16 protein-coding genes are annotated in these 16469 nt (G+C 36.9%); 2 read left to right on the top strand and 14 right to left on the bottom strand.

Annotation, left to right across the window (positions count from 1 at the left end):
- Positions 1–26: 26 nt before the first annotated feature.
- Genes ftsA through mraZ form a run of 12 tightly spaced genes read right to left on the bottom strand, consistent with a single transcriptional unit; the run spans position 27 to position 13531 of the window.
- Positions 27–1385 carry a cell division protein FtsA gene (gene ftsA / locus ABJ955_RS08670; RefSeq protein ID WP_347374191.1) on the bottom strand — a complete coding sequence of 453 codons (1359 nt, stop codon included), beginning with the start codon at positions 1383–1385 and terminating at the stop codon, positions 27–29.
- 4 nt (positions 1386–1389) lie between these two features.
- Complete coding sequence (locus ABJ955_RS08665; protein ID WP_347374190.1) at positions 1390–2106, bottom strand: hypothetical protein; 717 nt, start codon at positions 2104–2106, stop codon at positions 1390–1392.
- Positions 2096–3451, bottom strand: a complete 1356-nt coding sequence (murC, locus tag ABJ955_RS08660) for a UDP-N-acetylmuramate--L-alanine ligase (protein WP_347374189.1) — start codon at positions 3449–3451, stop codon at positions 2096–2098. The genes ABJ955_RS08665 and murC overlap by 11 nt, the downstream gene beginning before the upstream one ends.
- Entirely contained in the window at positions 3448–4542 is a 1095-nt protein-coding gene (murG, locus tag ABJ955_RS08655; protein WP_347374188.1) for an undecaprenyldiphospho-muramoylpentapeptide beta-N-acetylglucosaminyltransferase, read from the bottom strand. The genes murC and murG overlap by 4 nt, the downstream gene beginning before the upstream one ends.
- On the bottom strand, positions 4539–5729 hold the full coding sequence (locus ABJ955_RS08650; RefSeq protein WP_347374187.1) for an FtsW/RodA/SpoVE family cell cycle protein: 1191 nt from the start codon (positions 5727–5729) through the stop codon (positions 4539–4541). Before ABJ955_RS08650 ends, murG begins: the two co-directional genes overlap by 4 nt.
- Positions 5730–5760: 31 nt before the next feature.
- Positions 5761–7098, bottom strand: a complete 1338-nt coding sequence (gene murD, locus ABJ955_RS08645; protein ID WP_347374186.1) for a UDP-N-acetylmuramoyl-L-alanine--D-glutamate ligase — start codon at positions 7096–7098, stop codon at positions 5761–5763.
- Between the two features lies 1 nt (position 7099).
- The gene (gene mraY, locus ABJ955_RS08640; protein ID WP_347374185.1) at positions 7100–8332 is read right to left on the bottom strand and encodes a phospho-N-acetylmuramoyl-pentapeptide-transferase; all 1233 of its coding nucleotides are present in this window, start codon (positions 8330–8332) and stop codon (positions 7100–7102) included.
- A 3-nt stretch (positions 8333–8335) separates the two neighbouring features.
- Complete coding sequence (locus ABJ955_RS08635) at positions 8336–9799, bottom strand: UDP-N-acetylmuramoyl-L-alanyl-D-glutamate--2,6-diaminopimelate ligase (RefSeq protein ID WP_347374184.1); 1464 nt, start codon at positions 9797–9799, stop codon at positions 8336–8338.
- A complete protein-coding gene (locus ABJ955_RS08630; protein WP_347374183.1) occupies positions 9796–11796 on the bottom strand; it encodes a penicillin-binding protein in 2001 nt (666 codons plus the stop codon). The genes ABJ955_RS08635 and ABJ955_RS08630 overlap by 4 nt, the downstream gene beginning before the upstream one ends.
- 56 nt (positions 11797–11852) lie before the next feature.
- Positions 11853–12173, bottom strand: a complete 321-nt coding sequence (locus tag ABJ955_RS08625; protein WP_347374182.1) for an FtsL-like putative cell division protein — start codon at positions 12171–12173, stop codon at positions 11853–11855.
- A 1-nt stretch (position 12174) separates the two neighbouring features.
- Positions 12175–13071, bottom strand: a complete 897-nt coding sequence (gene rsmH, locus ABJ955_RS08620; RefSeq protein WP_347374181.1) for a 16S rRNA (cytosine(1402)-N(4))-methyltransferase RsmH — start codon at positions 13069–13071, stop codon at positions 12175–12177.
- Positions 13058–13531, bottom strand: coding sequence for a division/cell wall cluster transcriptional repressor MraZ (gene mraZ / locus ABJ955_RS08615; RefSeq protein ID WP_347374180.1), 474 nt, complete (start codon positions 13529–13531; stop codon positions 13058–13060). Before mraZ ends, rsmH begins: the two co-directional genes overlap by 14 nt.
- Positions 13532–13736: 205 nt before the next feature.
- Here mraZ and ABJ955_RS08610 point away from each other — a divergent pair, with 205 nt between their 5' ends.
- A complete protein-coding gene (locus ABJ955_RS08610; RefSeq protein WP_347374179.1) occupies positions 13737–14501 on the top strand; it encodes an alpha/beta hydrolase in 765 nt (254 codons plus the stop codon).
- A gap of 49 nt (positions 14502–14550) precedes the next feature.
- A complete protein-coding gene (gene yihA / locus ABJ955_RS08605; protein ID WP_347374178.1) occupies positions 14551–15159 on the top strand; it encodes a ribosome biogenesis GTP-binding protein YihA/YsxC in 609 nt (202 codons plus the stop codon).
- Between the two features lie 12 nt (positions 15160–15171).
- Here yihA and gldC read toward each other — a convergent pair whose 3' ends face one another.
- A complete protein-coding gene (gene gldC, locus ABJ955_RS08600; protein ID WP_347374177.1) occupies positions 15172–15510 on the bottom strand; it encodes a gliding motility protein GldC in 339 nt (112 codons plus the stop codon).
- Positions 15510–16466 (bottom strand): gliding motility lipoprotein GldB, encoded by a 957-nt coding sequence (gene gldB, locus ABJ955_RS08595; RefSeq protein WP_347374176.1) that lies wholly within the window; start codon positions 16464–16466, stop codon positions 15510–15512. Before gldB ends, gldC begins: the two co-directional genes overlap by 1 nt.
- Positions 16467–16469: the final 3 nt, after the last annotated feature.

Genomic DNA, 16469 nt, shown 5'->3' with positions numbered 1-16469 from the left:
TACCCCCCACTTAATGCAAGTTGTACTTATTCAGCGTTGTCCAAAAATTCTTTGAATTTTTCGGCCCACTTTTCAAAAAAACCTTTTGGATTTTTTTCTTTTTTCTCTTCTTTTTCTTCTTCTTCCGTTTCTAAACCTTTGGCTGTGTTTTTTTCAGCAACTTTAGTATCATTTTCCGCAACTGTTTCTTCATGTGAAAAACGTTTCATCAGGGAAGATTTTTCTTTACTTTCTAAACTATTTAGTACCAATCCTACAGCCGTAGCATACATAGGGCTCGTCGTTTCTGTATCGCTATCCCCTGCCAAATGTTCGTTCGGGTAACCAATACGCGTATCCATGCCCGTAATGTACTCGACCAATTGTTTTATATGCTGCAGTTGCGCGCCACCCCCAGTAAGCACAATCCCTGCTATAAGCTTCTTTTTTTGTTCTTCGTGTCCGTAATTTTTTATTTCCATATACACTTGCTCGATAATTTCGATAACACGTGCATGAATAATTTTTGATAGGTTTTTAAGACTTATTTCCTTTGGCTCTCTTCCACGAAGTCCTGGTATTGATACTATTTCATTGTCTTTATTTTCTCCCGGCCAAGCAGATCCAAATTTTATTTTTAGTAATTCTGCCTGCTTCTCAATTATAGAGCAGCCTTCTTTTATGTCTTCGGTGATTACATTTCCACCAAAAGGAATTACCGCAGTATGACGAATAATGCCGTCTTTAAAAATTGCCAAATCTGTTGTCCCACCTCCTATATCAATCAAGGCTACCCCAGCTTCTTTTTCTTCCTGACTTAAAACTGCTTTTGCAGAAGCCAATGGCTCTAATGTGATCGCGGAAAGCTCTAGCCCAGCACTTTTTATACATCTTCCTACATTTCTAATGGAAGAAACTTGACCAACAACTACGTGGAAATTTGCTTCCAAACGCGCGCCATACATACCAATGGGTTCCTTTATTTCACCCTGTCCATCCACTTTAAAATCTTGTGGTAAAACGTGTAAGATTTCTTCCCCAGGAAGCATCACTAACTTATGAACCTGATTGCATAATTGATCAATATCTTCTTCTCTTATAACGTCTTCACCATTGGTTCGCGTAATATAATCGCTGTGTTGAAGGCTGCGAATATGTTGTCCTGCAATACCTACAACAACTTCCTTTATTTTCATTCCAGAAGAAGTTTCAGCATCTTGTACCGCTTGCTGAATAGACTGAATTGTTTGGGTAATATTGTTCACTACCCCACGGTGCACTCCAAGGCTTTTTGCCTTACCTATTCCCAAAATTTCCATTTTGCCATAATCATTTTTCCTACCAATCATTGCAACTATTTTGGTAGTTCCAATATCCAATCCTACAGCAATATTATCGTTTTCCATGGCTTTACTTTTTTGTGGCAATTACCTGACTCTCAAACTTCAGATTTACCAAATTGTACCCATACAAGGTACTATCCTCTTTTGTTTTTTTATAAAAGGCTTTAAAATTTTGAAATTTCTTATCAATGTTTATAGGTTTCCCAAAAAGAACCTTAAAACCTGTCTTTCTAAGCTCCAATTCAATGTCTCCATTTGCTTTTTTATTCAAACCAACCACACTAGTTTTCATAAATTCATCTTCATTAATTTTAAGTAGCAACGGAACAATTTCAGTGAAATTATCTTTAGACGTACCATTTATTATTGGCACTCTTGCTGAATAAACATCAGACAGTGGCATCTTCTTTCCATCTGCATCTATATAATAACTTGGCGATGCAGAAACCCTTCCTATAGGTTTACGCTGTTCTATTTGCACCCCCAAAGCACCATCAACCGATATATAGACCTGAGCATCACGAACCATAGCGTTTTCCTGCAGCCTTTGCTCCATCTTCTTCAAAACTAAAGTTTCTTTACCTACGTTCGTAACCTTATCTTGACTTTGTATCAACAATTTATTAACTGTATTGTATGTTATAAACGGACTATTTTCATCTAAAAACTCAATCTCAAGCTTAGTTAACTTCCTTGCTTCATTTCTTTTTTTACTAAAGCCAAAAAGGAAGGCTATCAAGCCCAGCAGAAAAATAAATTTTACGATTTCAATACTACGCTTCATCACTTAGTATTTTAGTTAATTTATTTACTTCAGCCCCAATATCTCCAGCACCTACCAGCAATTTTATTCTAGATTTTGACTTCAACAATACTTCTGACAAAACGGCCTTAGCAACAAGACTTTTTTTATTAGAATCTATTTTGTCTAAAAGCCATCGGGAAGTGATTCCATCAATAGCCTCCTCCCTTGCAGGGTAGATATCTAGAAGTACCACTTCATCAAACTGTGATAAACTTTTAGCAAAACCTTCCGCAAAATCCTTTGTTCTACTAAAAAGATGAGGTTGAAAAACAATCTGCTTCTCATCATCTGGATACATTTCTTCTACTGCTTGAAACAGCGCATCTATTTCCGTTGGATGGTGCGCATAATCATCAATCAAAACCAAACGGTCTGTTTTAATTTTATACGAAAACCTCCGTTTAACTCCTTTAAAAGTCGCCAATGCCTGGGGCAACAAATCGATTGGAGCACCTGCTAAAATTGCCATCCCCAAAGCCATAATGGCATTTGTAAGATTGTGATGCCCGGGAAGATTAAACATTAAACTTTCTAAAATCCCATTTGGTGTTTTTAAATTAAAAAGGTAAGCCCCCTCTTTAATCTTTACATTTAGCGCTTCATAATCCGCTTGCGCTTCTATAGCAACCGTCATTCCATTTAGTGGAAGGTCTTTTTTTACAAATACATTTTCTTCTTTTTCAACCAATTCAGCGAAAGTTCTAAATGCATTTTCTATTTCTAAAGCATCACCATAAATATCTAAATGATCCGCATCCATTGAGGTTACACAAGCAATATCTGGACGAAGCTGCAGAAACGATCGGTCAAACTCATCAGCTTCAACGACAGTAATTTCACTGCCTTTGTATATAAAGTTTGAATTGTAATTCTCCGCTATTCCACCTAAAAAAGCAGTTACGGGCATATTGCATGCTGCCAATAAGTGGCCTAAAATAGCTGAGGTTGTTGTTTTCCCATGGGTTCCTGCAACAGCAAGACAAAGTGTCTTTTTTGACACTTCCCCCAAAAGCTCGGCGCGTTTTACCGTTGAGAATCCTTCGGCAAAAAAGTAATTTAAAATTTTATTTCCTTTTGGAATTGCTGGAGTATAAACCACCAAAACGTTTTCTTTGGAAAGCGCAGCCACTGGGATTTCAGAAATTTCATCACTAAAAATCACGGCGATTCCTTCTGAAACTAATTCAGTTGTTAAATCGGTTGCCGTTTTATCGTATCCAAAAACAGCCTTTCCTTGCATATTAAAATAACGCGCAAGCGCACTCATTCCAATACCGCCAATTCCGACGAAATAAAAAGTTTGTATTTGGTTTAAATCCTTCAATTTTTTTGCTTTAATAATTTTTCAATTTCCTCAACAATATCTTTCGTAGCATTTGGTTTTGCTAGCTTTTTTATATTTTCAGAGAGCGTTTTCTGTTTTTCCTTAGAAACAATTAATTCATAAAATTCATTTTCAAAACTGGAATCTAAATCGCTTTCGTTAATTAATATGGCTGCGTCTTTTTTGGAAATCGCCATGGCATTTTTTGTTTGGTGATCTTCCGCCACATTAGGTGAAGGAATAAACACCACAGGTTTTCCAACTAAACACAATTCTGAAACCGAAAGTGCGCCAGCACGAGAAATTATAAAATCTGCAGCGGCATAAGCCAAATCCATTCGGTTTAAAAAAGCATGAACTTGAACTGTTTCTGTGCTCTTGCTTTTATATTTCTCTTCATAATATTTTCCACATTGCCAGATTAACTGCAAGTTGTTTTTTTCGAAAAATGGCATGCATTTTTCTATCAATTGGTTTATTGTGCGAGCTCCTAAGCTTCCGCCCAACACCAAAAGTGTTTTTTTGTCCTTTTTCAACCTAAAAAAAGAAACAGCTTCCGCTCTTTTTGAAGAAATATCAAGCAAATCTTGACGCACAGGATTCCCAGTAAGTTTCACTTTTTCGGAAGGGAAAAATTGCGCCATTCCTTCATAAGCAACACATATTTTTTGCACCTTACCACTCAGCCATTTGTTTGTAATCCCAGCATGGCTATTCTGCTCTTGAATTAAACATGGCGTTTTTCGTAATGAAGCCATTCGCAACAATGGGGCACTAGCATAACCGCCAGTTCCTATTGCAACATCGGGCTTGAATTTTTTGAGAATTTTTTGAGATTTGAGCAAGCTGGAAACCAATTTTAAAGGAAAAGCTAGGTTTTGCAATGACAAACTTCGCTGTAAACCCGAAATCCACAATCCTTCTATTTTATACCCTGCTTGTGGCACCTTCTCCATTTCCATTCTGTCCTTTGCTCCTACAAATAGAAATTCAGCATCCGGGAAACGGTTTTTTAATTCGTTTGCAATAGCGACCGCCGGGTAAATATGCCCGCCGGTTCCGCCGCCTGATATGATGAATTTATATCTCAAATTGCTTCGCTTAAAATATCTAATGGGTTTTCTTCACTTTCTTCTTTGGCAACTACTTCGCGTTTTGCACTCACACTCAAAACCATTCCAAGCGCCAAGCATGTCATCCAAATTGATGTTCCTCCACTACTTATCAGTGGTAGGTTCTGCCCTGTAACTGGAAATAATTCAACCGCAACTGCCATATTAATCATCGCTCTAAATACAATAGGTAAGCCTACACCTATTACAAGTAGTTTTCCATAAATGGAAGTTGATTTATGTGCAACGACAACAATTCTGAAAAGCAAAAACAAATAGAGAACCATTAAAAACAGTCCGCCTATAAGTCCGAATTCTTCAACAATTATTGCGTAAATAAAATCTGATGATGATTGTGGTAAAAAGTTTTTCTGAGAACTTTTGCCAGGGCCCATCCCCGTAATTCCGCCTGAAGCAATAGCAATTTTTGCTTTTTCTATTTGATAGTCTGCCTCAGTGTCTTTATTATCCGTGAAGTTCTCAATTCTACTCATCCATGTATCTACACGGTTTGGAAAAACGCCCGGAAAGGCCTTTGCAGATAGTACAAAAAGACTAAGAAAAAGCAAGCCTGCACCAAGGATTATTCCTAAATAACGCAATGGATAACCACCTATAAAAACCAACATCACAATCATCACAAAAAATATTGCTGTGGTAGAAAAATTGGCTGGAAGAATTAAGGCTAATATTATAAAAACCGGCGTCCAAAGCGGTAGTAATGTTTCTTTAAAAGCAACCGTTTTATCTTTTATTCGCGATAAATAGCGCGCTACATAGGTCATCAACACCACACCTGCTAAAGTTGAGGTTTGAAATGTAACCCCAACAAAAGGCACACGAATCCAGCGACTTGCGTTTGCACCATCAATGGTTGTACCTTCAGCCATTGTAATTATTAACAACAAAATTATCACCGGCACTGCGATAATAGACAACCCTCTGAAATAGTGATATGGAATTTTATGAACCCCATATAAAATAGCAAACCCTAAAACCAAATGTGCAAAATGCTTAAATAAATAAGGCAAGGTACTTCCATCCCCATACAAATACGCAAGGTTGCTGCTTGCACTATAGACCGGCAAAAAGGAAAACAGTGCCAAAAGGCCCACTATTCCCCATATTGCTCTATCGCCTTGTATGTATTGAAAAATATTTTTCACTATGAAAGTTTATTGTTTCTTGTTTTTAATTTTATAAATTTCTTACTGATTCTTTAAATTGTCTGCCACGATCTTCATAATTTTCAAATAAATCAAAACTAGCGCAGGCTGGAGAAAGCAGCACTGTATTGTTTCTTTCTGCCAATTTGTATGCCGTTTCTACTGCTTTTGCCATTGAATCTGCTTCAACAATAGTATCGACGATATTCCCGAAAGCATTTATTAATTTTTCATTATTCACACCCAAGCAGATTATTGCTTTCACTTTTTCATTTACCAAAGGCAAAAGCTCACTGTAATCATTCCCTTTATCTACGCCACCAACAATCCATACGGTAGGGTTTTCCATACTATCTAATGCATAAAAAGTAGCGTTCACATTTGTTGCTTTGCTATCGTTTATATACATCACATTGTTGATTTTCAACACTTTTTCAAGCCTATGCTCTACCCCCTGAAAACCTTCAAGACTTTCCCTAATAGTTTGTTTCCGTATTCTCAATAAGGTAGCTACTGTTGAGGCAGCCATTGCATTCTTTACATTGTGTTCTCCTTGGATTCCTATTGTTGCGATTGGCATATTGAATTCTTTATTGTTTATTTTTAGTATTATTTCGTTGTTTTTTTTGAACGCTCCTTGTGTTAATTCTCTTTTAGTTGAAAAAGGCAGCGGCCGCGATTTTATGGGGTTTTTCGATAGCCATTGTTGTATTTCTTCATCATCAGCATCATAAATGAAATAATCTTGCGACGTTTGATTCATTACAATTCTAAATTTTGAAGCGATATAATTTTCATATTTATATTCATATCGATCCAAATGATCTGGACTCAAATTGGTTAACACTGCAATATGAGGCGCAAAAATTTCAATTCCGTCCAACTGAAAACTACTTAGTTCGAGAACAAAATTTTCATACCTTTCCTCTGAAACTTGTTCTGCAAAACTCTTTCCAATATTGCCTCCTAAAGCAACATTTAACGCGCCGTTTTTTAAAATTTCGTAGGTTAAACTCGCTGTGGTGGTTTTTCCATTACTGCCAGTTATTCCTACAATTGTTGCCTTCGTATATTTTGAAGCAAACTCAATTTCAGAAATAACCTTCACTCCTTTTTTAAGCAATTTTTTAATAATTGGAGCCGTATCAGGAATTCCCGGACTCTTCATTATTAAATCTGCTAAGAGAATTTTTTCATCGGAATGACCTTCATCTTCCCATTCAATCTCATTATTTATAAGAACTTGTTTGTATTTATTTTTTATTTTTCCGAAGTCTGACACAAACACTTCAAACCCTTTTTTCTTTCCTAAAACAGCTGTTCCAACTCCGCTTTCGCCACCGCCCAATATCACTAACCGCTGCTTCACTTTATCTAATTTTAAGCGTTACAATGGTGATGATAGCTAGAAAAATTCCTACAATCCAAAATCGCGTTACTATCTTACTTTCATGAAACCCTTTTATTTGATAATGGTGATGCAATGGCGACATTCTAAAAATGCGTCTTCCTTCGCCAAATTTTTTCTTAGTGTATTTAAACCATCCAACCTGCATCACCACGGAAAGATTTTCCATCAAAAAAATGCCGCATAGAATAGGAATTAATAACTCTTTCCGAACTGCAATCGCGATTACCGCGATAATCCCCCCAATAGTCAAACTGCCTGTATCTCCCATAAATACTTGTGCCGGATAGGTATTATACCATAAAAAGCCGATAAGAGCTCCTACAAAAGCGGTGATGAATATGGTCATTTCACCCGTATTTGGGATGTACATAATATTGAGATAATCGGCAAAAATTACGTTTCCTGAAACCCATGCAAAAAGCGCGAGTGTAACCCCAATTATTGCCGAAGTTCCTGCGGCGAGCCCATCAATTCCATCTGTTAAATTTGCACCATTAGAAACTGCGGTGATAATAAAAATTACGATTGGGATAAAAATCAACCATACGTAACTTTTGTAATTATCGCCCGCCCAACTGATGAGTTGCGAATAATTAAATTCATTTTCTTTGACAAAAGGAATCGTAGTTAGCATCGCTTTATCCTTTACATAAAATTGATTGGCAGGTCCTTTTGCCACAATCTCAGTTTGTGTGCCAGGGTTTTCTATAGAATGCTTAACTACAATATCTGGATGGAAATACATGGTGGCCCCGACAAAAAGCCCCAAACCTACTTGCCCGATTATCTTAAATTTTCCCGGCAAACCTTGTTTATCATTTTTAAACTTCTTAATGTAATCATCAATAAAACCAATCGTTCCCATCCAAAGTGTGGTTACAATAAGAAGGATTACATAAATGTTTTCCAGTTTTGCAAAAAGCAAAACTGGAATTAGTGTAGCAAGAATTATTATTATGCCTCCCATAGTTGGGGTACCCGCTTTTTCGTTTTGACCTTCCAAACCTAAATCACGGATAGATTCACCAACTTGTTTTCTTCTTAAGTAATTGATGATTTTTTTTCCATAAACGGAAGCGATAAAAAGTGATAAGATAACCGCCAAAATTGCCCGAAACGTAATAAAGTTGAATAAACCTGCACCAGGCAAATCGTATGTTTTATCCAAATATTCAAATAGGTAATAAAGCATTGGTTATTTGTTTAAAATTCTTAAAAGTTGACTTACAGTTTTAAAATCATCAAAATCAAAGCGCTCGCCATTAATTTCTTGATAGGTTTCGTGACCTTTTCCAGCAATCAAAATAATATCCGCTTCCGCTGCCATTTGGCATGCAGCTTTTATAGCTTCCTTTCGGTTTGTAATCGAAATTGTTTTTTTATAATGTTCTGCAGGCACGCCAGCCTCAATTTGTTCTATAATTTTTTCAGGATTTTCGGTTCGCGGATTATCACTTGTAAAAATCACTTTTGTACTTAAAGCGGCTGCAATATTGCCCATTACAGGACGTTTTTGAGAATCTCGATCGCCGCCACAGCCCACAACTGTTATTACATCTTCATTTCCGGTGCGGATACTATTTATTGTTTCCAGTACGTTTTTTAGCGCATCTGGCGTATGTGCATAATCAACAATTGCAGTAATTTTCTTTTCTGAAATTAAATATTGGAATCGTCCTTCCACACTTTCCAAAGTGCTAATAATTTGAAGGATTTCAAGCTGTTGCAAGCCCAAAAGCTCTGCAGTTCCATAAATTGCAAGTAGGTTGTATGCATTGAAGCCTCCAATTAATTTAACCCACAATTCTTGGTTATTTATTTTTAAAAGTTGCCCCGTAAACTGGCTTTCCAAAACTTGAGCTTTATAATCTGCATAGGTTTTTAAAGCGTATGTATTTTTCTTAGCCTTGGTATTTTGCAACATCACCGCACCATTTTTGTCATCTACATTTACCAACGCAAAAGCGGTTTTTGGCAGTTCATCAAAGAAATGTTTCTTCACATCACGATATTCGGCGAAATCTTTATGGTAATCCATATGATCGTGAGAAAGATTCGTAAACACACCGCCTACAAAATGAAGGGCTTCGGTACGTTTTTGATGGATACCGTGCGAGCTAACTTCCATAAAGCAGCATTCTACTCCTGCAGTAACCATTTCGCGTAAATATTTATTAATGGTCAACGAATCTGGTGTGGTATGCGTTGCTTTAAATTCCGTATTCCCAACCATTATTTTTACGGTAGAAAGCAAACCTACCTCCAATCCTGCTTTTTTAAACAACTGATAAAGCAAGGATGAAATCGTAGTTTTTCCATTGGTACCCGTAATCCCTACAAGTTTCAATTCTTCGGAAGGATTTCCGTAAAAATTGGCAGCCATAATAGCCAAGGCTTTGTGTGAATCTAAAACTTGAATGTATGTAATTCCGTTTATAATATTTTCAGGTAAGGTTTCGCAAATTACCGCCAAAGCACCTTGGTCTGCAGCTTTTTTAATGAATTGATGCCCGTCTGAAACAGTTCCTTTTATTGCTATAAAAACATCATTTAAAGAAACGTTTCGCGAATCAAATTCCAAGTTATTTATGGCCACAGAAGTACTGCCCACGACTTTCTCGATGGTTACTTTATACAGTATGTCCTTTAAAACTATCACGATAAATTCAGTGTTATTTGTTGGCCTTTTTTTAGTATTTCCCCAGGTTTTAGTGATTGAGATGAAACGGTTCCATGCCCTATTATTTTCACCTTAAGCCCTATGTTTTCAAGTAGCGAAACAGCATCCATTCCAGCCATTCCAGCTACATTTGGAATTGTTTTAGCTGGCTGTTGTAGCTTTGCATAATACTTCTCGAAATCTTTTTCAATTACAGGATCTACTTTTTCAATTTCTTCAACCGAATCAATACTTTGAGAGTCGGTAAATATTTTTTGTGCAATTCGTTTAAAAACCGGCCCAGACACATCAGCTCCATAAAACCCTTTTTTTGTGCTTGGCTTATGAATAATTACTATGCAAGAATATTTTGGGTTTTCAGCTGGAAAAAAACCTGCAAAAGAAGAAATATAGCGACGGTTGCTTTTCCAGTCTGGCATCCAGTATTCTGTTTGTGCAGTTCCAGTTTTTCCTGCCATTGAAAAGTTTGGCGAATAAAGTGATTTTCCCGTTCCACGTTTTACAGTGTTTTTTAGGATTTCCTTTATTTCTTTCAAAGTTTCATCCGAGCAAATTTTAGGGTTTATAACCTTAGTATCATACAAAGTCACCTTCTCATTCCATGCCCTTACTTCTTTAATAAATCGCGGTTTTACCATCACCCCACTGTTTGCAATTGCATTATAAAACGTGAGTGTCTGTAATGGTGTAAGATGCAAATTGTACCCATAAGACATAGAGGGTAAGGCATTTCGGCTCCATTTTTTGTGTCCTGGCTCAGGAATCATAGGAATCCCTTCTCCCTTAATAGCAACCCCCGTTTTTTCGTTAAGATGCCAACTTTTTAAGTGGTTGATGAATTTATTCGGGTTTTTTGAATAATTATCATTTATAATAGTTGCAATACCAATGTTTGAAGAAACCTCCAATACTCTGGCGGCAGAAATTTTCCCAAAACCTCCGTGATGAGAATCATTTATCGCTTTTCCATAAAATATTTTCCGCCCATTTCCGGTATCAACAACAGTGCTTGTATCAATAACTTTATCTTCCAACGCAGCCATTAACGACATCACTTTAAAAGTAGAACCAGGCTCATGAGACTCCCCAATAGCATAATTAAGTTTTTCATAATAGGTTCCTAAAGAAGTTCGTCCTAGGTTTGAAACAGCTTTAATCTCACCGGTAGCAACCTCCATAACCACGACGGTTCCGTGTTCCGCCTCGTAATATTCAAGTTGTTTTAGAAGCGCATGATGCGCAATATCTTGAATATTCACATTTATGGTCGAAATAATATCAAAACCATCCTGAGGCTCTATTTCATTTTCATCATAAACAGGTTTCCATTGCCCCTGTGCAATTTTTTGTTTTATACGATGTCCTTCTTTCCCTGTAAGCAAATCGTTAAAAGCACCCTCCAGCCCCACGGTATAATAGCCCGGGCGATCGTAAGCTTCATCTCCCACAGTGCGTTGTGCCATCTTCCCAATTGGATGCTCACGAACTGTACGCTGCTCCACAATTATCCCTCCTTTATAAGGTCCTTTTCGAAAAAGCGGTAAGTTTTTTACCTTGATATAATCTGAATACCCTAAGTTTTTTACAATTAACAAATACCTGTTTTTATCGGCACGTGCTTTTCTAAATAGATTCTGGTAGTGTGAAACAGATTTTCCAAACATTTTACTTAAACCTTCAGAAAGTGGTTTTAAATTTTCTTTAAAATCATCAGAAGAAACCGTAACTGCGTCAAAACGAATGTCGTATTTTGGAACTGATGTTGCTAAAAGACTGCCATCGTCTGCATAAACATTACCGCGATTGGCTGGAATTACAAAGTTTTTAGTAGTGTTTTCTTTGGCGAGTTCGCGATATTTTTCGCCATCAACAAACTGAATATTCATCAACTTTATACTTATAGCAAGCGCGAAGAGGAACATACATCCAGCAATGATGTATAAACGGTTTAATAAGTTTTTTTCTTCGAAAGCCATTTTCGGTTATCAGGTGTCGGTTTTAAATATCTATTATCTTTTCGCTTTTCGCTGTTTTATTCTTTCTTTTCAATAATTCGAATTCTCTTCGGAGGCGTAACTGATGGTTGTAATCCCCGACTTTCCATTGCGGCAATAATCTTACTTTCCATCCTAGCCCGCATCAATAGCATCCGCACATCCACATACTCGCTTTTTAATTCTTTTACCTCAGCGTTTAGCTTTGAAATTTTATGCACTTTTTTATCTGCGCTATGCGAGCTCGCAATCATAACCAAAGCCAAAAACGAAAGAAAAATGATAAAACGCCAGTTTTTTAATGCGTCATCACTCACTAAAAATTTACCTTTTATAATATTGTAAAAACCGTCTTTCATTTTATACTTTCATAGCTATTCTAAGCTTTGCACTTCTTGCTCGATTGTTTTGTTTAATTTCTTCAGGTGAAGGAATTATAAATTTTCCCACCGCCTTAAATGGCACTTCAAAATGCCCAAAAGCATCTTTCTCAGGCTCACCTTCAAACATACCATTGCGGATATAGCGTTTTACCAATCTATCTTCTAGGGAATGGTAACTTATCAAACTTATTCTCCCGCCAGGTTTTAAAACCTCATTCGTTTGAAGCAAAAATTCCTTAAGCGCCTCTAACTCTTGGTTAACCTCAATCCGAATTGCCTGATATATCTGCGCTAAGATTTTATTTTCCCTGTGCGCAGGCAAAAACCTACTCAGCACTTTTTTTAATTGTTCACTGGTTTTTATTTTCTGCTCTTGTCGCGCTTCAACGATTACACGCGCCATTCCAGTTGCAGTCCGCAATTCACCATAATTTGAAAGCACATTTCGCAGTTGCGTTTCTTCGTATTTATTTACAACCGTATACGCCGAAAAATTACTATCACGATTCATCCGCATATCCAAATCGGCCTCAAAACGCGTTGAAAAACCTCTTTCAGCTACATCAAATTGATGTGATGAAACCCCAAAATCACCCAAAATTCCATCCACAGTTTTATGCCCATGAAATCTCAAAAATTGCTTTAGAAATCTAAAATTTTGATTGATAAGTAAAAACCGAGGGTCGTCAATAGCGTTTTCTAATGCATCTAAATCCTGATCGAAAGCAAACAACTTTCCATTTGGCCCCAAGTGCTTGAGAATTTCACGTGAGTGACCACCGCCCCCAAAAGTTACATCCACATAAACACCGTCAGGCTTCATGTTCAACCCTTCAACAGTTTCGCGTAATAAAACTGGATTATGATACTCCATCGCCATTGTTGCTTTTATTCCCCATTACTTCTTCCGCCAAATCAGCAAAATCATCCGCCGCATCACCAATGGCTTGCTCGTATTTATCTTTATCCCATATTTCCACAATATTTATCGCAGACGAGATAACCAATTCTTTACTGATTCCCGCAAATGAAAGCAGGTCCTTTGGTATCAACAAACGGCCTGTAGCATCAAGCTCCACAGTTTTTACACCAGCCGTAAACCTTCTAATAAAATCGTTGTTTTTTCTATTGAAGCGATTTAATTCCCCCATTTTCTGCATCAAAGCCTCCCACTCTTTCATTGGGTACACTTCCAAACAAGGCTGAAAAACAGCGCGCTTAACCACAAAGCCTTCCGTCATAATTGGCGACAACTGCTTCTTTAAAGGCGCAGGCACCATAACCCGTCCTTTTACGTCTGCTTTACATTCGTATGTGCCTATTAGATTGAGCATTGTAGAAAATTCCCGTTTGTAATTTGTAGATTCAAATATAAAGAACTTTTACCACATTTTACCACAATCTACCACTTTGTTGATAAGTTTTACCACTTTGTAAATAACCTATCTTAGGAACTTTAAAAAACAAACCCTAGTTTTTAATTGATTGTATGAAATAAATTTGTTTACTTTTGTCTTACTAAATTGCACCAATCAAAGCATGTCTGAAAACTTAAAGAAAGAAGGTAAATTTTCATATTTAGAAATAGGCGAAGGCACACCAATCATTATCCTTCATGGACTTATGGGCGGATTGAGCAATTTTGACGGAGTTGCAAATTTCTTTCCACCCAAGGGATATAAGATTCTTATTCCAGAATTACCTATATACAAAATGACCTTATTGCGCACCAATGTGAAGAATTTCGCTAAATATGCCGCGCAATTTATTGAACACTTAGGCTATGAGGAGGTTATTCTCTTAGGAAATTCATTAGGCGGACACATTGGTTTGCTATGTACAAAAATGTATCCTGAAAAAGTAAAAGCACTTATAATCACAGGAAGTTCTGGTCTTTATGAAAGCGCCATGGGCGAAAGCTACCCAAAACGTGGGGACTATGAATACATCAAGCAAAAAGCTGAAAATGTTTTTTACGATCCTGCCATTGCCACCAAAGAAATTGTAGACGATGTTTATGAAACCGTAAACGACAGAAACAAACTAATTAGAACTTTAGCAATTGCCAAAAGTGCGATTAGGCATAATATGGCAAAAGATCTTCCCAAGATGCAAACTCCAACGTGTATTATATGGGGCAAGAATGACAATGTAACACCACCAGAAGTTGCCATTGAATTTGATGCACTTTTACCCGATTCAGACCTTTATTGGATAGATAAGTGCGGCCATGCCGCAATGATGGAGCACCCCGATGAATTTAACAAACTACTTTATGCGTGGTTGGAAAAACGCGGGTACTAACTAAAGTATTTGGCAGTAAACCTAAGCTTTCCTTTTAAACTAAAAAACAATGCAAATTAAATCTGCGGAATTTGTTATGAGCAACAGTGATGTTGCAAAATGCCCTAAAGACCGTTTGCCAGAATACGCTTTTATTGGGCGAAGCAACGTAGGGAAATCTTCCCTAATAAACATGCTAATGCAACGTAAAAGTTTGGCAAAAACCTCGGGAAGACCTGGGAAAACGCAGTTAATAAATCATTTTCTTGTTAACAAAAACTGGTATTTGGTAGATTTACCCGGATATGGTTATGCCCGAGTTTCTAAAAGCAGCAAGAAAACTTTTCAGAAATTCATCACCAATTATTTTGAAAAAAGAGAACAAATGATTCTCGCTTTTGTTTTAGTAGACTGCCGCCATGAACCGCAACCCATAGATTTAGAATTTATGCAATGGATGGGAGAAAGCGGAATTCCGTTTAATATTATATTCACCAAAGCAGATAAATTAAAACCAAAGGCTTTGGAGCGAAATATTGAAACCTACACTAAAAAAATGCTAGAAACCTGGGAAGAAATGCCTCCGTATTTCGTCACTTCCGCTAGTGATTTTACAGGAAGAGAAGCTGTTTTAAAATACATAGACGAACTTAATTCGTCCCTCACCGCCAATGTATAAGCATTAACAAAACTACTCTCTCTTAAGCTCTAATTTTTCTGCAAAATAATCGCAAAAATCACGCATTGTAGCACTCATTTTATCATCGTTGGTAGCACGCTGAAAGGTATCTGCCATAGCGCTTAAGGTTTGGTGAAAAAATATTTTCATCTCATCTACCGGCATATCTTTCGTCCAAAGGTCTATACGCAAGGACTCTTTACTTTTTTGATCCCAAACCGAAAGCATTACAGCTTTGGTTTCTTCATTTGAAACACCACCGTCTTCCGCTGTCCAATGGATGTTTTCTGGAACTTTATTCTCGTCTAAGGAAACGTTTAATTTTATTTCTGAAGTATGCTTAATTGCCATTATTTTTGGGGTTTGTATTTTGATTTTGTGAATATTTCTTCAGCATCTGCAACCATCAGTTGCTGAATGTTTGTACTATTATTTCTCATATAAGCCCGAACAATTTTCCAGCCTAAATAACGGCCTAACATTCCTGGGGATTCGTTGTCTATATCAAGGTAGAATTTTGAAAAAGGCGCAGGATTAATAAATCGTGCTCCAAGCTTTGGGTCGGTACTATAAAGCAATTCTTTTTCTATAAAATAGCGCCACATATACTCTTCATTTTCTTCCGCCCATTGAAATTCTGCTTCAGTGTACCCTATTTTCTCCGCATCAGCCTCTTTTGGAAGCCATAAATCTTTCAAATATAGCTCTTTTCCGAAGTATACAATCTGGCTTAAAAAGGTGGCTTTATTTGGAGGTTTAATATATAGCCTAGAATATGTTTCTGCAACATCTGAACCTATTTGTGAAGGTTTCATCCCTTTAGAAATATACCGATCTATCCCCTCATAAAAATAATGTTCACTTCCCAAATAATTGTCTAAGCCAATAACCAACATATTTTCAGCCAGTATCACTTTATTGCGATAATCCACGTCTGAAGTTGTTGTAACCACAAGTGGAGTTTGAAATTTAGGAAAATAATATTTAATATGTTGAAATAAAGAAACTAGAATATTTTCCAAATTTTCTGTGGTAGAAAACGTCTTAAAAACTTCCTGCTCTAATTGGTCTTGCAGTGTATCAGTCAGTTTTTCAACCCAAATACTATCATGATATTGCTTCGGGAAAAAAGCCGGAAATTCAGTTTTCAGCCTTGGTAAATCATCTTTTGTTGCACTTGCAAACTCTTTATCGAAACGAATAATCTCTATATCGATAGGGATTTTTTCAATTTCCTTTTCAACTTCACTAGCGTTGTTACAAGAAAAAAGAACCAATCCAAAAAAAACCAAAATACAATATTTCATAAT

Origin of the sequence: Aequorivita sp. Q41, assembly GCF_039831855.1 — a bacterium.
Lineage (GTDB): Bacteria > Bacteroidota > Bacteroidia > Flavobacteriales > Flavobacteriaceae > Aequorivita.
This window is presented reverse-complemented; position numbering and strand designations above follow the sequence as displayed.

Coding starts and splice junctions, on each gene's coding strand:
- yihA (WP_347374178.1), top strand. CDS start 14,551: ATGCAAATTAAATCTGCGGAATTTGTTATGAGCAACAGTGATGTTGCA.
- rsmH (WP_347374181.1), bottom strand. CDS start 13,071: ATGGAGTATCATAATCCAGTTTTATTACGCGAAACTGTTGAAGGGTTG.
- ABJ955_RS08630 (WP_347374183.1), bottom strand. CDS start 11,796: ATGGCTTTCGAAGAAAAAAACTTATTAAACCGTTTATACATCATTGCT.
- ftsA (WP_347374191.1), bottom strand. CDS start 1,385: ATGGAAAACGATAATATTGCTGTAGGATTGGATATTGGAACTACCAAA.
- mraZ (WP_347374180.1), bottom strand. CDS start 13,531: ATGCTCAATCTAATAGGCACATACGAATGTAAAGCAGACGTAAAAGGA.
- mraY (WP_347374185.1), bottom strand. CDS start 8,332: ATGCTTTATTACCTATTTGAATATTTGGATAAAACATACGATTTGCCT.
- gldB (WP_347374176.1), bottom strand. CDS start 16,466: ATGAAATATTGTATTTTGGTTTTTTTTGGATTGGTTCTTTTTTCTTGT.
- gldC (WP_347374177.1), bottom strand. CDS start 15,510: ATGGCAATTAAGCATACTTCAGAAATAAAATTAAACGTTTCCTTAGAC.
- ABJ955_RS08625 (WP_347374182.1), bottom strand. CDS start 12,173: ATGAAAGACGGTTTTTACAATATTATAAAAGGTAAATTTTTAGTGAGT.
- ABJ955_RS08665 (WP_347374190.1), bottom strand. CDS start 2,106: ATGAAGCGTAGTATTGAAATCGTAAAATTTATTTTTCTGCTGGGCTTG.
- ABJ955_RS08610 (WP_347374179.1), top strand. CDS start 13,737: ATGTCTGAAAACTTAAAGAAAGAAGGTAAATTTTCATATTTAGAAATA.